15 protein-coding genes are annotated in these 15,019 nt (G+C 67.5%); 3 read left to right on the top strand and 12 right to left on the bottom strand.

Features of this window, described 5'->3' with window-relative positions; all coding sequences use genetic code 11:
• Window positions 1-20 precede the first annotated feature (20 nt).
• The 6 genes from ACGHX3_RS11885 to ACGHX3_RS11860 all read right to left on the bottom strand — a co-directional run bounded on the left by ACGHX3_RS11885 (window position 21) and on the right by ACGHX3_RS11860 (window position 7,512).
• Window positions 21-3,113: an efflux RND transporter permease subunit gene (locus tag ACGHX3_RS11885; protein ID WP_394695079.1), complete on the bottom strand. Its 3,093-nt coding sequence runs from the start codon at window positions 3,111-3,113 to the stop codon at window positions 21-23.
• 315 nt (window positions 3,114-3,428) lie between these two features.
• Entirely contained in the window at window positions 3,429-4,265 is an 837-nt protein-coding gene (locus ACGHX3_RS11880; protein WP_313928821.1) for a LytTR family DNA-binding domain-containing protein, read from the bottom strand.
• Between the two features lie 3 nt (window positions 4,266-4,268).
• Window positions 4,269-5,354 carry a sensor histidine kinase gene (locus ACGHX3_RS11875; protein WP_394695078.1) on the bottom strand — a complete coding sequence of 362 codons (1,086 nt, stop codon included), beginning with the start codon at window positions 5,352-5,354 and terminating at the stop codon, window positions 4,269-4,271.
• Window positions 5,355-5,453: 99 nt separating this feature from the next.
• Window positions 5,454-6,098 carry a trimeric intracellular cation channel family protein gene (locus ACGHX3_RS11870; RefSeq protein WP_162336436.1) on the bottom strand — a complete coding sequence of 215 codons (645 nt, stop codon included), beginning with the start codon at window positions 6,096-6,098 and terminating at the stop codon, window positions 5,454-5,456.
• Between the two features lie 42 nt (window positions 6,099-6,140).
• The gene (locus tag ACGHX3_RS11865; RefSeq protein ID WP_394697282.1) at window positions 6,141-6,581 is read right to left on the bottom strand and encodes a carboxymuconolactone decarboxylase family protein; all 441 of its coding nucleotides are present in this window, start codon (window positions 6,579-6,581) and stop codon (window positions 6,141-6,143) included.
• A gap of 43 nt (window positions 6,582-6,624) precedes the next feature.
• Window positions 6,625-7,512, bottom strand: coding sequence for an RNA polymerase sigma-70 factor (locus ACGHX3_RS11860; protein WP_394695077.1), 888 nt, complete (start codon window positions 7,510-7,512; stop codon window positions 6,625-6,627).
• Between the two features lie 114 nt (window positions 7,513-7,626).
• Between ACGHX3_RS11860 and ACGHX3_RS11855 the strand changes: the two genes are divergently transcribed.
• Both ACGHX3_RS11855 and ACGHX3_RS11850 read left to right on the top strand, forming a co-directional pair.
• Window positions 7,627-9,144: a fumarate hydratase gene (locus tag ACGHX3_RS11855; protein WP_394695076.1), complete on the top strand. Its 1,518-nt coding sequence runs from the start codon at window positions 7,627-7,629 to the stop codon at window positions 9,142-9,144.
• Window positions 9,145-9,294: 150 nt separating this feature from the next.
• Window positions 9,295-9,930 (top strand): glutathione S-transferase family protein, encoded by a 636-nt coding sequence (locus tag ACGHX3_RS11850; protein ID WP_394695075.1) that lies wholly within the window; start codon window positions 9,295-9,297, stop codon window positions 9,928-9,930.
• Between the two features lie 115 nt (window positions 9,931-10,045).
• Here ACGHX3_RS11850 and ACGHX3_RS11845 read toward each other — a convergent pair whose 3' ends face one another.
• From ACGHX3_RS11845 to ACGHX3_RS11830, 4 genes are all read right to left on the bottom strand, one after another.
• Entirely contained in the window at window positions 10,046-11,155 is a 1,110-nt protein-coding gene (locus ACGHX3_RS11845; RefSeq protein WP_394695074.1) for a sterol desaturase family protein, read from the bottom strand.
• Between the two features lie 44 nt (window positions 11,156-11,199).
• The gene (arsC, locus tag ACGHX3_RS11840; RefSeq protein ID WP_394695073.1) at window positions 11,200-11,619 is read right to left on the bottom strand and encodes an arsenate reductase (glutaredoxin); all 420 of its coding nucleotides are present in this window, start codon (window positions 11,617-11,619) and stop codon (window positions 11,200-11,202) included.
• Complete coding sequence (locus tag ACGHX3_RS11835) at window positions 11,619-12,803, bottom strand: phospholipase A (protein WP_394695072.1); 1,185 nt, start codon at window positions 12,801-12,803, stop codon at window positions 11,619-11,621. Before ACGHX3_RS11835 ends, arsC begins: the two co-directional genes overlap by 1 nt.
• Before the next feature lie 75 nt (window positions 12,804-12,878).
• Window positions 12,879-13,364, bottom strand: a complete 486-nt coding sequence (locus ACGHX3_RS11830; RefSeq protein ID WP_162336443.1) for a DUF456 domain-containing protein — start codon at window positions 13,362-13,364, stop codon at window positions 12,879-12,881.
• A 229-nt stretch (window positions 13,365-13,593) separates the two neighbouring features.
• Here ACGHX3_RS11830 and ACGHX3_RS11825 point away from each other — a divergent pair, with 229 nt between their 5' ends.
• On the top strand, window positions 13,594-13,803 hold the full coding sequence (locus ACGHX3_RS11825) for a cold-shock protein (protein ID WP_055944114.1): 210 nt from the start codon (window positions 13,594-13,596) through the stop codon (window positions 13,801-13,803).
• Window positions 13,804-13,899: 96 nt separating this feature from the next.
• Here the strand turns inward: ACGHX3_RS11825 and ACGHX3_RS11820 are convergent, their stop codons facing one another.
• Both ACGHX3_RS11820 and ACGHX3_RS11815 read right to left on the bottom strand, forming a co-directional pair.
• Window positions 13,900-14,376, bottom strand: coding sequence for a glycine zipper 2TM domain-containing protein (locus ACGHX3_RS11820; protein WP_394695071.1), 477 nt, complete (start codon window positions 14,374-14,376; stop codon window positions 13,900-13,902).
• A gap of 141 nt (window positions 14,377-14,517) precedes the next feature.
• Entirely contained in the window at window positions 14,518-14,958 is a 441-nt protein-coding gene (locus ACGHX3_RS11815) for a cytochrome c (protein WP_162336445.1), read from the bottom strand.
• Between the last annotated feature and the right edge of the window lie 61 nt (window positions 14,959-15,019).

The following is a 15,019-nucleotide window of genomic DNA, read 5'->3' as shown; positions in this document are numbered from 1 at the left end:
GGGATTCTCCGGAGCAGGGGTCAGGAAACGGCATGGGGAAGGGAGGCATCGGCGCTGTCTTCCGCGCGACGCGGTGCGCGTTCGCCCGCCAGGCGCAGCAGCGCCGGCACCAGCACGACGGTGAACAGCAGGCTCAGCGCGACGCCGCCGACGGACACGGCAGCCAGGCCGCGGTAGATCACCGCGCCGGGGCCAGGGTTGATCGCCATCGGCAATGCGCCCAGCACGCCGGTGAGCGCGGCGATCAGGATCGGGCGCAGCCGCTGGTCCAGCGCCTGCTTCAGCGCGTCGTCCAGCGAAGCCCCGGCGGCCTGCGCTTCGCGCGTCTGCGCGACCAGCAGGATGGCGTTGTTGATCACCATGCCCAGCAGCATGATGAAGCCGATCATCGACAGCAGGTCCAGCGTCTGGCCCGCCGCGAGATCCAGCACGCGCAGGCCGGCAACCCCGCCCAGCACGGCCATCGGCAGTGTCGCCATGACGAAGGCGCTGTCGCGCAGCGACTTGAACATCGCCGCCATCAGCATGAACAGCACCACCAGCGCCAGGGCGAAGTTGGTGCCCATGCTGCGCACCACTTCGCCCAGTCGGTCCGCGCTGCCGGAGATGCGGATGGCGGCGTCGGGCGGCAGCGCGTCGCGCAGGGAGGGCACGATCTCGTCGTTGACGATGTCCAGCGCCTCTTCCAGCGACATCGTCGCCGGCGGATCGACGGTGAGCGTCACCGTGCGGCGGCGGTCGATGCGGCGCAGCTGGTTCGGCGCCAGCACCGTGTCAACCTGCGCGAGGGAGGCCAGGCCCAGCACGCCGCCCTGCGGTGTCGCCAGCGGCGCGGCGCCGAGGCGTTCGACATCGTCGCCGCGGTTGCTGCGCAGGATGATGGCCAGGCGGCGGTCGCCGTCGAAATGCTCGCCCAGCCACTGGCCATCGCCGAGCACGCGCACGACGGTCCCGAGTTCCGGACGCCGCCAGCCGACCTCTGCCAGCCGGCGGTCATCGGGCCGGATGCGCAGTTCGGGCGTGCCTGCATCCGCATTCGGCCATGCCTGCACGTTGGCGCCGGCGAACCGCTCGGACAGCCGCTTGCGTCCGGCTTCCGCCGCACGCGTCAGCGCGTCGCCGTCGCCATGCTGCAGGTGGATCGCGATGGCGCGGGCCGAGCCGCCGAAGCTGCCGAAGAGTTCGCCTTCGCTGGCGAACGCGCGCGTGTCCGGGAAGCCGACGACGATCTCGTCGCGGACGATGCGTTCCAGTTCGCCGATGTCGTCCGGAACGACGACGCGTGCGCCCAGTGTGCCGCCACCGGGCCACAGGTTGAGGTACCAGTTGCTGAGCTGCGGGCCCTTCTCGCCGTCCATGTAGGGCCGCATGCGTTCCAGGATGACCGGCGCGATCTCGCGGTTGACGCGTTCCGGGCTCATGCCGGGCGGGAAGTTGAAGAAGGCGTCGACGGCGGCCCGCTTCACCGGCGGCAGGTAGTCGATCTGCGGCATCAGCAGCGCCGCCAGCAACGCCGGTGCCAGGACCAGCGCGCCGATCCAGGCCCACTGGCGCCGGCGGCCTTCGGTGACGCGCAGCGCCCAGTCGCTGATGCGCGACCAGGCGCGGTGCTGCGCGGCATCACCGGGACGCGTGCGCAGCCAGGTGCCGGCGGCGGCGGGCAGCACGGTGACGGCGACCAGCAGCGAGATGCCGACGGCGATCGAGATGGTCAGCGCCAGGTCGGCGAACAGCTGGCCTTCCACGTCGTCCATGAAGATCACCGGCAGGAACACCGCGACCGTGGTCAGCGTGGAGGCCATCAGCGCGCCGCCGACCTGGCGCGTGCCTTCCAGCGCGGCGCGGCCGGCGGGCAGGCCGTCCTCGCGCAGGCGCACGATGTTCTCCGCCACCACCACCGCCGCATCCATCACCATGCCCACGGCGAAAGCGAGGCCGGCGAGCGAGATGACGTTGAGGCTGCGGCCCGTCAGCTGCAGCACGATGAAGGTCGCCAGCAGCGAGATGGGGATCGCGCAGGCGATCAGCGCGGTGGCGCGCACGTCGCGCAGGAACCACCACAGGCAGCCTATCGCCAGCAGCACGCCGGCGGTGAGGCTGCCGGACAACAGGCCGAGCGCGCGGTTGATGAAGACCGACGCGTCGAAGCTCTGGGCGATGTCCAGGCCCAGCGGTTTCAGTTCCTCTTCGCGCACGTCGGCGACGACGCGTTTCACTTCGTCCAGCGTATCGAGCACGTTGGCGCCGCTCGCGCGCAGGATGCGCAGGCCGATCGCGGGATTGCCGTTCTGGTAGGCGAAGAAGCGCTGCTCGGGCCGCTTCACTTCCACCGCCGCCACATCGCCCAGCCGCACCGGACGCCCGTCGCGCCAGGCGAGGATCAGGTCGCCCATCGCCTGGGGCGAATAGCGTCCCGCGAAACGCAGTACGTATTCGCGGCGGCCGGCCTCCACCACGCCGCCGGAGACGTCGGTGGCGCGCGCCGCGACCGCGGCGACATCCGGCACCTCGATGCCGAGCGCCGCAGCGCGCTCCAGGTCCAGGGTGATGGTCAGCTCGTCTTCGGCGCCGCCGTTGATCTCGACACCGGCCACGCCGTCGACCGAGGTCAGGCGCGGGACGATGCGGTCCTCGATCAGCTGCCGGTAGTCGAGGATGTCGCCGCTCGTACCCGGCAGCTTCTGGATGAAGAAGAACGTCAGCGAGTTGTTGGCGTTGTCGGCGCCGGCCTGCACGACGGGCGGCGTGGCGTCGCGCGGCAGCGGCTGCAGGCGGTTCATCCGCGACAGCACTTCCACCAGCATCGCGTCCATGTCGCTGCCGACGGCGAAGGTCAGGTTGATGAAGCTGTTGCCGGCGTTGACGTTGGAGGCCATTTCCTCCAGCCCGGGCAATCCCTGCATCACCGCCTCGATGGGCTCGACGATCTCCGATTCCATCTCCTGCGGCGACGCGGCGCGCCAGGACGTCTGGATGGACATCTGCGGCCGTTCGATGTCGGGAAACAGCTGCAGCGGCAGCTTGCCCAGGCTCATCAGGCCGAACGCGCAGACCATCGCCACGACGACCGCGACAGCGGCCGGATTGCGCAGGGAAGCGTCGGTGAGTTTCATCGTGCGGGTCCGCGTGGTGGTCGGCGGTGCGCACGATGCGCGCGTCTTCTATGGCGGTTATGGCCCGGAAGTCATGCGATGGGTCGGGTTGCGGCGAGCGGTGAAGTGCGCGCGGCGAACGGAGTCCTGACATTCTCGATTACGCCACGCATCCACGGGATCCAAGCGTCGTCATCCCAGCGAACGCTGGGATCCATTTGCTCCAGCCAGTAGTCGAGATGAAGGAGCAACAGCAACATGGGTCCTAGCGTTCGCTGGGACGACGGGGCTATCTGGATTACGCAGCCGGTAGCGGAACGTTTCGCGATACTGCGATCACAGCAGCATCGCCAGCTTGTCGCGATGGCTGCGCGACAGCTTCAGTTCCTGGCCGCAGTCGAGCCGCAGGAAGCTTTCGCCGTTGGTATGCGGACGCATCTCGACGACGCGGCGCGCGTTGACGATGGTGGAGCGGTGGATGCGCGGGAAGCGCTGCGGGTCGAGCTGCTTCTCCAGCTCGCGCATGGTCGCGCGGAGGATCAGGGTGGTGCCGTTCGGTGCATCGCCGTCGGTGTGGATGCACATGTAGTCGCCGGCGGCATCGATCCAGCGGATGCTGTGCAGGTCGACGCGCACGGTGCGGCCGCCATCGCGCACGGCAAGCTTCTCCTCGCGCCGCAGCAGGTCCAATGCGTCTGGTTTGAGCGCTTCGTCCAGGTCCAGCGGTGGACGGCCGCTAAGCTCACCCAGCAGCCCGAGCAGATGCGCGCAATGGCCACTGGCCTCGCGTTGCGCACGCGCCTGGCGTACGCGGACCAGTGCCTGCGTGAGGCGGGATTCTTCCACCGGCTTGAGCAGGTAGTCGGTCGCCGAGGCCTCGAAGGCGCGGATGGCGTAGTGGTCGTAGGCGGTGACGAAGACCACGAGCGGCATTTCGCTGGCGGGGATCGTGCGCAGGGTCTGGAAGCCGTCCATGCCCGGCATCTGCACGTCGAGGAACATCAGGTCCGGGCGATGCTCGCGCAGGCCGGCGATGGCGGCTTCGCCGTCGCCGTACTGGCCGACGATCTCGACGTCCGGATGGGCGGCCAGGCGGATCTCGAGTCCGCGGCGGGCGAGGGGTTCGTCGTCGACCACGATGGCGCGCAGGGGCGCGGATGGGGTGGCATCCATGCGTCAGTCCCCCAGCATCTGCGAGGTCTCGAACGGCAGCCGCAGCGTCACTTCAATGCCGCGTTCGAGGTTGCGCACGGAGAAACCGCTGGCCTCGCCGTACAGCACATGCAGCCGTTCGCGCGTGTTGCGCAGGCCCACGCCCTTGCCCGGCGGCAACTGGTCGCCTTCGAGGGCGCTGCAGCCCGGGCCGTCGTCGGTCACCCGCAACACCAGCTGGTCGCCATCGCGTTCGGCCGCGATCCGTAGCAGGCCTCCGGCGACCTGCTTGGCGACCGCGTACTTGATGGCGTTCTCCACCAGCGGCTGCAGCAGCAGGCTGGGCAGCAGGGCACGCCAGCAGTTTTCGTCGATGGCGGTCTCGATGCGCAGGCGCTCGGCGAAGCGGATCTTCTCGATGTCCAGGTACAGCGTCAGTGCATCCAGTTCCTGCCGCAGGGTGACGCGCTGCATCGGGTCGTTGTCCAGCGAGTGGCGCAGGAACGAGGACAGTCCCTGCACCATGCGGTTGGCGGTGGCGTTGTCGCGGTCCAGGATCAGCGTGGAGATGGCGTTGAGCGTGTTGAACAGGAAGTGCGGATTCAACTGGTAGCGCAGCATCTTCAGCTGCGCCTGGTGGGCCATGCTGCGGGCGGCGAGCGCGCGCGCGGTTTCGTCCTGCAGCTGCTGGTAGTACTTGATGCCCATGTAGGCGCCGACCCACGCCAGCAGCACGTAGATGTAGCCCAGCGAGTAGGCGATGAATTCCAGCTGCGTGGTCGGCTTGCAGGTCTCACAGAAGTCGACCAGCACTTCGCGGGTGACGAAATCGATGACGGCCGAGCTGGCCAGGATCAGCGGCACCATCAGCGCCAGCAGGCGGCGTGGCGGCAGGCTCCAGCAGCTTTTCAGCACGTAGCGCAGGCCCAGCGTGACCAGCGCGCCCATGGTCGCGGCGGTGGCCGGCACGACCCAGTAGCCGGACGGCTTGCCGTGGGCGACCGCGTACAGGCAGCCCTGCGCGACGTACGCACCCCAGCCGGTCAGGTGCAGCAGCCAGAAGACGTGCTGGCGCGACAGGCTCAGCGGATGGGAGGTGGCGATGGCCATGGTGTCGATCGGAACGCAGGTGGCGCCATGCTACCGCCCCGGCCGCTGGCAGCCCTCACGGTTGGTCGGCCCCGCGGCACGCTTGGGCGCATCCGCCGGTCACGTCAACGGTCCGGGCGGTTCGCCGTCGCCACCGGACTGCAGGGCGACCGGCAGGTGCCAGCCATAGGTCACCGCCATCATGCGCAGCCCGAAGCAGAGCCCCGCGCCGACCAGCGCACAGGGCAATGCCGGGAGCGCCAGCCAGTGGCCCAGTGCCACCACCAGCGCGCCGACCAGCGCAGCGACCGCGTACAGTTCGGCGCGCAGCACCAACGGTACCTGCGCCAGCAGCACGTCGCGCGCGACGCCGCCGCCAATGCCGGTGAGCATGCCCATCGCCGCCGCCATCGGCGGGGAAATGCCGTATTCCAGTGCCTTCTGCGTACCCGCCACGGCGAACAGCGCAAGCCCCATGGCATCGAACATGCGGACCGGATGATGGAGCTTCTCGATCAGCGGTGCGCGGAAGAAGGTCACGATGCCTGCGGCGAGTGAAGTGACCGGATAGCGCCAGTCGCTGAGCGCCGCCGGCGGCGTGGCACCGATCAGCAGGTCGCGGGTGATGCCGCCGGCGGTGGCCGCGATGAACGACAGCACCAGCACGCCGAAGATGTCCAGACGGCGGCGCACGCCGAGTGTTGCACCACTGAGCGCGAACACGAACGTGCCGACCAGGTCGAGGATGAGGACGAGGGTATCCATGCCGGCATTGTGCCGCCGGCATGGCGCGCCCGCGAGCGCCGGTCAGGCCAGGATCGGCTGCATGCCGACACCCAGGCGGTTCCAGGCGTTGATGATGGCCACCGCCATGGTCAGTTCGGCGATGCCGTGTTCGTCGAAATGCTCCTTCAGCGCCTCGTAAGTGGCGTCGGCCGGTGCGCCGGAAGGCAGGGTGGTCAGCTGTTCCGCCCACGCCAGCGCGGCACCCTCGCGGGCGTCGAAGAAACGGCTGTCGCGCCAGCCGGCCAGCGTGTGCAGCTTGCGCGGTTCCACGCCGGCCTTGACCAGGGCACTGCTGTGCATGTCCATGCAGTAGGCGCAGCCGTTGATCTGCGAGACGCGCAGGAACACCAGTTCCAGGAATTCCTTGCCCAGCACGCCGTCGTGCACGGCGGTACTGGTGGCATAGAGACCGCGGAAGGCCTCGGGGACGTGCTTGGGATAGTCGACGCGATGGAACTTCATGCTCATGGCAGGGCCTCAATGGCGGCCACGATGGCCACCTTCGCTACCAGGACGCGCCACCGTCCTGCGCCGTGACACCCACACCCAATTTGTCCGGATTGGCGAGAGTGAAGAGCTCGCTGATCTGTTCGCCATCGCTGATCGCGACCATCACCGCGGTCAATCGGCCATCGCGGTAGCGCAGGATCGCAGGCTCGCCGTTGACGGCCCCCATGCGCCAGGTGATCGCCGGATCCTGCCGGCGATAGGCCGCCCAGAACAGGCGCGCGATGCGCACCGCGCCCAGCAATGGGCGGATGACGGCCGCCACCTTGCCGCCGCCATCGGACACCAGCCGCGCGTCCTCGCGCAGCAGCGCGGCGATCGCGGGCTGATCGCCGCGGCGAGCAGCGTGCATGAAGCGCTCCAGCAGGCGCCGATGGTTTTCAGGTGCCACGTCGAAACGCGGTCGCCCCGCCTGCACGCGTTCGCGGGCGCGATGCACCATCTGCCGGCAGTTGGCCTCGCTCTGACCCAGCAGCAGCGCGATCTGCGCATAGTCGTAGTCGAAGGCCTCCTTCAGCAGGAAGGCGGCGCGTTCCTCAGGGCCCAGTCGCTCCAGCACCGCCAGGAAGGCCAGCGACACCTGTTCGGCGACCTCGGTCGCGTGTTCGGGGGTCGGGGACTCGTCGATCTCGGCGGGTTCGGGCAGCCAGGGACCGATGTAGTGCTCGCGCTGCACGCGCGCCGCGCGCAGGCGGTCGATGCCCAGGCGGGTGGCGGCGGTGACCAGCCAGGCTTCGGCATCGCGGATACCGCTGCGGTCGGTCTGCTGCCAGCGCAGCCAGGTGTCCTGGACGACGTCCTCGGCGTCGCTGCGGCTGCCGAGCAGGCGGTAGGACAGCGCAAACAGGCGGGGACGGTGGGTTTCGAAGGTGGTTTCGGCGTTCATGCGACCAAAGACGGGGCAGGACGGCGTTGCGTGACAGCCGGGCAGGGCGTCACTTTGGCCTAAAATGGCCGCTTCCGCCCGCTACCCCACCGGCAGCCCCCGGCTTTACGTCCCATGACCTCGATCAAGCAAGAAGACCTCATCCAGTCCATCGCCGACGGCCTGCAGTACATCAGCTACTACCACCCGGTCGACTACATCAAAAGCCTCGCCTCCGCGTATGAGCGCGAGGAATCCCCGGCGGCCAAGGACGCCATCGCCCAGATCCTGATCAACTCGCGCATGTGCGCCGAGGGCCATCGCCCGATCTGCCAGGACACCGGCATCGTCACCGTCTTCCTCGAGATCGGCATGGACGTGCGCTGGGACGACGCCACGATGGGTGTGGAGGACATGGTCCACGAAGGCGTGCGCCGCGCCTACAACCACCCGGACAACAAGCTGCGCGCCAGCGTGCTGGCCGATCCGGCCGGCAAGCGCACCAACACGAAGGACAACACGCCGGGCGTGGTCAACGTGAAGGTCGTGCCGGGCAACACTGTCGACGTCATCGTCGCCGCCAAGGGCGGTGGTTCGGAAGCGAAGTCGAAGTTCGCCATGCTCAACCCGTCCGACTCCATCGTCGACTGGGTGCTGAAGACCGTGCCGACGATGGGCGCCGGCTGGTGCCCGCCGGGCATGCTCGGCATCGGCATCGGCGGTACCGCCGAGAAGGCGATGCTGCTGGCGAAGGAATCGCTGATGGAGGCGATCGATATCACCGAGCTGCAGGCCCGCGGCGCGAGCAATCGTGCCGAAGAGCTGCGCTTGGAGCTGTACGAGAAGGTCAATGCGCTCGGCATCGGTGCGCAGGGCCTCGGCGGCCTGACCACCGTGCTCGACATCAAGGTCAAGGATTACCCGACCCATGCGGCCAACCTGCCGGTGGCGATGATCCCGAACTGCGCCGCCACGCGCCATGCGCACTTCACCCTCGACGGCAGCGGCCCGGTGATGCTGGATCCGCCGTCGCTGGAAGACTGGCCCGAACTGACCTATGACGCGTCGAAGGGCCGCCGTGTCGACCTCGACACGCTGACGCCGGCCGATGTCGCCAGCTGGAAGCCGGGCGAGGTGCTGCTGCTCAACGGCAAGCTGCTGACCGGCCGCGACGCGGCGCACAAGCGCATGGTCGACATGCTCAACAAGGGCGAGCCGCTGCCGGTCGATCTGAAGGGCCGCTTCATCTATTACGTCGGCCCGGTCGATCCGGTGCGCGAAGAGGTCGTCGGCCCTGCCGGCCCGACCACCGCCACGCGCATGGACAAGTTCACCGAACAGGTGCTGGCGCAGACCGGCCTGCTGGGCATGGTCGGCAAGGCCGAGCGTGGCCCGACCGCCATCGAGGCGATTCGGAAGCACCAGTCGGCCTACCTGATGGCAGTGGGCGGCGCGGCCTATCTGGTGTCGAAGGCGATCAAGGCGGCGAAGGTCGTCGGCTTCGCCGATCTGGGCATGGAAGCGATCTACGAGTTCACCGTGCAGGACATGCCGGTGACCGTGGCCGTCGATTCGCAGGGCACCTCGGTGCACCAGACCGGCCCGAAGGAATGGCAGGCGCGGATCGGGAAGATTCCGGTGGTGGTGGCCTGACGCTGTTTCCTTCTCCCCTCGGGAGAAGGTGCCCGAAGGGCGGATGAGGGTAAGGCGGAGTCAGGATGCTCGAGCCATTCGGACTTTCGTCGCCCCTCACCCCAACCCCTCTCCCGCAGGGAGAGGGGCTTCAACCTCAGAGGCCCATGAATGTCGACAACCCTCTACTACTCCCGCAGCACCGCCAGTCTGGTCGTCCACTGGCTGCTGATCGAACTGGGCATCCCACACGAGCTGCACGAACTGGACTTCGACAAGCGCGACCAGAAGTCCGACGACTACCTGAAGCTCAATCCCGCCGGTGTGGTGCCCACGCTGGTGATGGACGGGCAGGTCATCACCGAGACGGCGGCGATCCTGATGCATCTCGCCGATACGCATCCGCGCGCGGACCTCGCGCCGGCGGTGGCGACCACCCAGCGGGCGCAGTACTACCGCTGGATGCTGTTCTGCGCCAACACGCTGATGCCGGCCTACCGGGCGTGGTTCTACCCGGACGAGATCGCCGGTGAAGCCAATATCCCGGCTTCGCAGGATCACGCCCGCGCCAAGCTGGAAAAGGCTTGGGGACAGGTGGCCGATCACCTGGAAGCGCATGGCCCTTATCTTCTCGGCGCACAGCGCAGCGCGGCCGACTTCCTGCTGACCATGCTGATGCGCTGGTCGCGCAACATGCCCAAGCCCACCGACACCTGGCCGGTGCTGCGAGCATACGCCCAGCGCATGAAGGCGCTGCCGAGTTTCAGGGAAGTCTATGCCCGTGAGGGGCTGACGGACTGGACGTGATCGGGCTGCGCGTTGTGGGAGCGACGCAAGTCGCGAAGCTCCGGGATGGAATCCACGTGGGCCGATGGAAAAAGCTCGCGACTTACGTCGCTCCCACAGTGATCACCGCGTCGGATCAGTCCACGTATTCGTCGAACTTCTTGCCGCCCTGGAACGGCATCAGGTGCTGGCGCAGGATGCCGCGCGGCACCGTCTCCAGCTTCATCACGCCGTACTCCTCCGGCCAGTCTTCCTGCTTCGGCGGCAGCTTGAACGTGCCCATCAGCATGTCGACCAGCGGCAGGTGGATGGCGTAGTTCACGTCCAGGTAGTCCTTGTGCCGCGCGTGATGCCAGTGGTGGTAGCGCGGCAGCACCAGCAGGTACTCCAGCCAGCCGAAGCGGACGCCGAGGTTGGCATGCGCCAGCACGGCTTGCAGGCCAACCAGGATCACGTACGCGTTCACCGCCGGCGTCGAGAAGCCGAGGATCAGCAGCGGCAGCAGCACCGCGCTGCGGGTCAGCACGATCTCGACGATATGGATGCGCGAACCGGCCAGCCAGTCCATTTCGCGGCTGGAATGGTGCACGGCATGGAAGCGCCAGAGCCACGGGATGTTGTGGTACGCGCGATGCAGCAGTGCTTGCGCCAGGTCGGCCACGAACACCGCGATCAGGAACTGCGCCCACACCGGCAGCGACTGGATCGCATCCTTCAGCGCCGGAAACGCCGCCAGCCCGGCGATGGTCGACGTGGATGCGGTCACCAGGATCAGGATGAACTGCACCAGCATGTGGCTCATGAAGAAGTAGGTGACGTCGGTGCGCCATCCCGGGCGCAGCGGCGAAATGCGGCGCTTGCCCAGGTAGTGCTCCAGCGGCACGAACACCAGCGCCGAAAAGAATAGCGAGATGACGAACCAGTCCAGGCCCAGCGAATACGGTGTCTTGCCGATCGCGTCGAACTGCACGTTGGTGCCACCCAGCAGCACGGCGAGCGTGGCGCTGCCGACGCCGATCAGGGCGATGCGCTTGTTGCGGTCGCGCAGGATGGCCCACGTACCCATCGCGAACGCCGCGGCCAGTCCCACCAGCAGCAGGTGGCGGGCGAACTGTTCGTTGTAGGCCGCGCGGAACTCCTTGCTGGTCAGCAGTTCCGGGAAGTGGAAGCAGGCCACCGCCATCAGGCTGAGCAGGCCGAGCAGGGCGGATGAGTAGGCGAAGAACGAGCGGCGTTGGCGTGACATGAAGCGTCCTGGCAGGCGGTGCGAATCCTGCGCAGGATCTTACGTCAGGCGAGACGGTTTCCGGCCGCATCGACGACCGGTTCGCCGTCTTCCTTGCTGAAGGCGCCGCGCTGCGGCTGCGGCAGGATATCCAGCACGACTTCCGAAGGACGGCACAGCTTCGTGCCCAGCGCCGTGACCACGATCGGCCGGTTGATCAGCACCGGATGCGCCAGCATGGCGTCGATCAGGGCATCGTCGCCGGCATCGGCGAGGCCGAGCTCCGCATAGGCGTTCTCTTTCGCGCGGACGACATCCCGGACGGGAACGGCCATCGCCTGGATCAGCGCCAGCAGCGTGGTGCGGTCGGGAGGCGTCTTCAGGTACTCGATCACACGGGGTTCGATGCCCGCATTGCGGATCAGGCCCAGTGTGTTGCGCGAGGTGCCGCAGGCCGGGTTGTGGTAGATCGTCACCTCGTCCATCAGTACCAGTCCAGCAGCGAGATGCCCAGGCCCACGTACGTGGCCTTGTGGTTGTAGTCGATCAGGCTTTCGCCATAGCCATGGAAGACCTGCACGTGGCCGCGGAAGGCGCGATTGATCGGGAAGCCGTAGTCCACCTGCACGGCGCCGTGCGATTCGTCGCCACCGCGCAGCGAATGCCGGCCCAGCACCGTGAAGACATGGCCATTGCGCGCATAGGTCAGCATCGCGTCTCCTCGGCCGATGTAGTTCTCGATATCGGGGTTGTCGTCGTCGTTGCCGTCCGGAATTCTGTACCACGGCCGCAGCACCAGCGCCCAGTTCTCGCGGTCCAGGCCGACGGTGGCGATGACGCGGTTCCAGCTGCGCGACAGCGGATCGCCGCGGCCGTTGGACTGGTGGTTCAGCGCGATGCCGGTCATGCGGCCCTTCCAGCCCGCGATGCTGTAGTTGTTGCGGAACACCAGCATCACTTCCGGCTCGTAGTTGGTCTCGCGGAATGGGCGCGACTCCTCGCCGTTGTAGACCTGCCAGCGCGAGCTCTGGGTATACGCGCCCCAGATGTCGCCATTGTCGCCGAACACGTTTTCCGCGAACTTGGTCTTGAAGCTCAGCTGGAATTTCGCCTCGATATCCTGCAGTTCCTGCGCTTCGGTAACCGTGTTGTCCGGGTTGGGAGACGACGGCATCTCGTTGACCTGGCTGGTCCAGAACGCCGGCAGCAGGTACATGGGCTTGTACGCGCGCAACTGGAACACGCCGAGCTTGGAGTCCTTGGCCAGTTCCCAGCGGCTGTCGAGCAGCGATCCGCGGCCCGCGTTGGCGATCAGGTCGGCTTCGGCCGCCTCGTCGACCCGGAACCAGGCGCCCATCCGCCGCCGGGCGCGCTCGCTCAACGGCAGATCGGCGGCCTTGGCGGCTTCCGCGTCGGCGCGGGCCGCTGCACGCGCCTGCTCGCGAGCCTGCGCCTCGGCCTCCTTGGCTGCGCGCGCCTGTTCGTCGGCGGTCCGCGTGTCGCGGGCACTCCTGCCCAGCGCCTGGTCGTAGCACGCCAGGCGCGCGGCATCGTTCTCCAGCAGGAAGCAGGCTTCGGCCGAGGGAGTGGCCGGCGCGTCCTGTGCCTGCGCGGCGAACGAGAGGGAAACGCCGATGGCCAGCGGCAGGAGTCGGGCGCGATGCGTCATGCGGGGCTCGATGGGAGGGGCGAGTGGGGAGCGGTATTCTGCCAGCCGTGGACGCGAAGGCGCGTCGACATGGCCTCAGAAGATCCAGGCGAACACGAACAGCCCGAGCATCGCGAAGGTCAGGCCCAGCTTCAGCACCACGCCCAGCACGATGCCCAGCCAGGTACCCAGGCCGACCTTGGCGGCCTGCCCGACATCCCGCCCATGCCACAGCTCGCCCGCCAGCGCGCCGATGAAGGGTCCGGCCAGCAGGCCGATGGGCATGAAGAACAGGCCGGCGAACGTACCGATCACCGTGCCCCATAGCGCCTTGCGGCTCGCCCCGACCCGCTGCGCCCCGATCGCGGTGGAGAAGATGTCGGCGGCGAAGGACAGGGCGGTCAGCAGTCCCAGGACGACCAGGGTCACCCAGCCGATCTGCTGGAAATCGCCTGCCCACGCCGCCAGCAGCATGCCGGCGAACACCAGCGGCAGGCCGGGCAGGGCGGGCAGGATCACGCCGGCGACGCCCACCAGGATCAGCACCACCGCCAGGGCGTAATAGAGCATCTGGATGTCCAATCAAATCTCCTAGGGAATCAATGGGTTGCCGGGGGCTTGACTTTTCCGTTCAAGCGTTTGCATTTTGCCAAATGCCGGGTTACCGTGCGCTCGCTGCCGTTGCCAAGGTCACCGTGAATCGTGGCCTGATGGGGTAGATCCATGATCCGCTGCATCCTTGTACCTCGCTTCCTCCTTGCAACCAGCCGCCCAGCAGGCGTAACCACCACCCGTTTCAAGGAGCAAGTAGATGTCTGATCGTGAAACCGGAACCGTCAAATGGTTCAACGATGCCAAGGGCTTCGGCTTCATCAGCCGCGAGAATGGTGAAGACGTGTTCGTGCATTTCCGTGCCATCCAGACCCAGGGCTTCAAGAGCCTGAAGGAAGGCCAGAAGGTCAGCTTCACCGTCGTGCAGGGCCAGAAGGGCCTGCAGGCCGACGCCGTGCAGCCGGTCTGATCCGGAAGTCGCCGAACCGCGCTACGGCGCGTGCTCCGCAAGAAAAAGCCCGGCGATCGCCGGGCTTTTTCTTTGTCCTCGTGAATCACGGCAGGATCAACGGATCACCACGCGTCCGTTCTGGATGCGGACGTAGGTGTTTTCGCGCACACCCGCGAGATCGTGCTGGTTGATCGTCACCCGGCGGCCATCGTCCATGCGGACGGTGATGTTGTACGTATCGCCGGTGGTGCGGTTCTGGATCGCGTTGCCCGCCGCCGCGCCCGCGACGGCACCGGCGACGGTGGAAACATTCTTGTTGCCTTCGCTGCCACCGGTGCGGTCGGAAATCTGGCGGCCGGCGACCGCGCCCACGATGCCGCCCAAGACCGCGCCCGTGGCGGACGGAGCACTACGACCGGATGGCACCACATCGATGCGCTCGACGATGCCGCAGTCGGCGCAATAGCGATTGGCCGGGGAGCTGCCATAGCCGCCGCTGTTGTAACCGCCACCGCTGTAGCCCGGCGAGGTGGCGCAACCGGCAAGGGCGACGGTAGCCGTCAGGCCGATGGCGAGCAGTCGGAAATTCATGGGTGCCTCCTGGGGATGGTGGGACCGTCGTGCGTTGCGGTCCCTTCGCGGCGCATGCTCCCTATCCCCACGTGAACACGATGACAATCGGGCCGCTTTCGCGGCCCGGATGTCAGCAGCGATTCAGTCGTTCCGCACGTGTCAGCCGCGGAAGTCCTGATGGCAGGCCTTGCAGTCGGCGCCCACTTTCTCGACCAGCGCGCCAGCCGCGGCGCAGTCGGTCGGAGGTGCGCCCAGGGCCGCGTCGAGGTCTGCGCGGAACTGGCTGGTGTGCGTCCTGAAGCGCTGGTCGTCGGCGATACCCGGGAAGGCCATGTCCAGGTCGTTCGCCATTGCGCGCAGCGTGCGCACATGGGGAATGGTGTCGGTGGCCGCACAGCGGTTCTGCTTGACCTTGTCGGCCAGGAGCCCGGAATGCTTGGCCATGACGTGCATGACGCTGTCCGGGAAGGGGTCCTGCCGCGCCTGGATGGCACGCAATGCCATGACCGTGCAGATGGCGCCCACCACCAGGCCGATGAGGAACAGGAACAGGTAACGCGAGGCGGCGGACGGCTTCTTGGTCTCGGGCTGGCTGGCCATGCGGCGGGCTCCTTGTGGATGACGCCGCGATAGTACGACGCCCGTCACGGTTTGCGCCACG

The sequence above is a fragment of the Pseudoxanthomonas japonensis genome (assembly GCF_043632995.1).
GTDB lineage: Bacteria > Pseudomonadota > Gammaproteobacteria > Xanthomonadales > Xanthomonadaceae > Pseudoxanthomonas_A > Pseudoxanthomonas_A japonensis.
This window is presented reverse-complemented; position numbering and strand designations above follow the sequence as displayed.

Coding starts and splice junctions, on each gene's coding strand:
- ACGHX3_RS11885 (WP_394695079.1), bottom strand. CDS start 3,113: ATGAAACTCACCGACGCTTCCCTGCGCAATCCGGCCGCTGTCGCGGTC.
- ACGHX3_RS11880 (WP_313928821.1), bottom strand. CDS start 4,265: ATGGATGCCACCCCATCCGCGCCCCTGCGCGCCATCGTGGTCGACGAC.
- ACGHX3_RS11875 (WP_394695078.1), bottom strand. CDS start 5,354: ATGGCCATCGCCACCTCCCATCCGCTGAGCCTGTCGCGCCAGCACGTC.
- ACGHX3_RS11870 (WP_162336436.1), bottom strand. CDS start 6,098: ATGGATACCCTCGTCCTCATCCTCGACCTGGTCGGCACGTTCGTGTTC.
- ACGHX3_RS11865 (WP_394697282.1), bottom strand. CDS start 6,581: ATGAAGTTCCATCGCGTCGACTATCCCAAGCACGTCCCCGAGGCCTTC.
- ACGHX3_RS11860 (WP_394695077.1), bottom strand. CDS start 7,512: ATGAACGCCGAAACCACCTTCGAAACCCACCGTCCCCGCCTGTTTGCG.
- ACGHX3_RS11855 (WP_394695076.1), top strand. CDS start 7,627: ATGACCTCGATCAAGCAAGAAGACCTCATCCAGTCCATCGCCGACGGC.
- ACGHX3_RS11850 (WP_394695075.1), top strand. CDS start 9,295: ATGTCGACAACCCTCTACTACTCCCGCAGCACCGCCAGTCTGGTCGTC.
- ACGHX3_RS11845 (WP_394695074.1), bottom strand. CDS start 11,155: ATGTCACGCCAACGCCGCTCGTTCTTCGCCTACTCATCCGCCCTGCTC.
- arsC (WP_394695073.1), bottom strand. CDS start 11,619: ATGGACGAGGTGACGATCTACCACAACCCGGCCTGCGGCACCTCGCGC.
- ACGHX3_RS11835 (WP_394695072.1), bottom strand. CDS start 12,803: ATGACGCATCGCGCCCGACTCCTGCCGCTGGCCATCGGCGTTTCCCTC.
- ACGHX3_RS11825 (WP_055944114.1), top strand. CDS start 13,594: ATGTCTGATCGTGAAACCGGAACCGTCAAATGGTTCAACGATGCCAAG.
- ACGHX3_RS11820 (WP_394695071.1), bottom strand. CDS start 14,376: ATGAATTTCCGACTGCTCGCCATCGGCCTGACGGCTACCGTCGCCCTT.
- ACGHX3_RS11815 (WP_162336445.1), bottom strand. CDS start 14,958: ATGGCCAGCCAGCCCGAGACCAAGAAGCCGTCCGCCGCCTCGCGTTAC.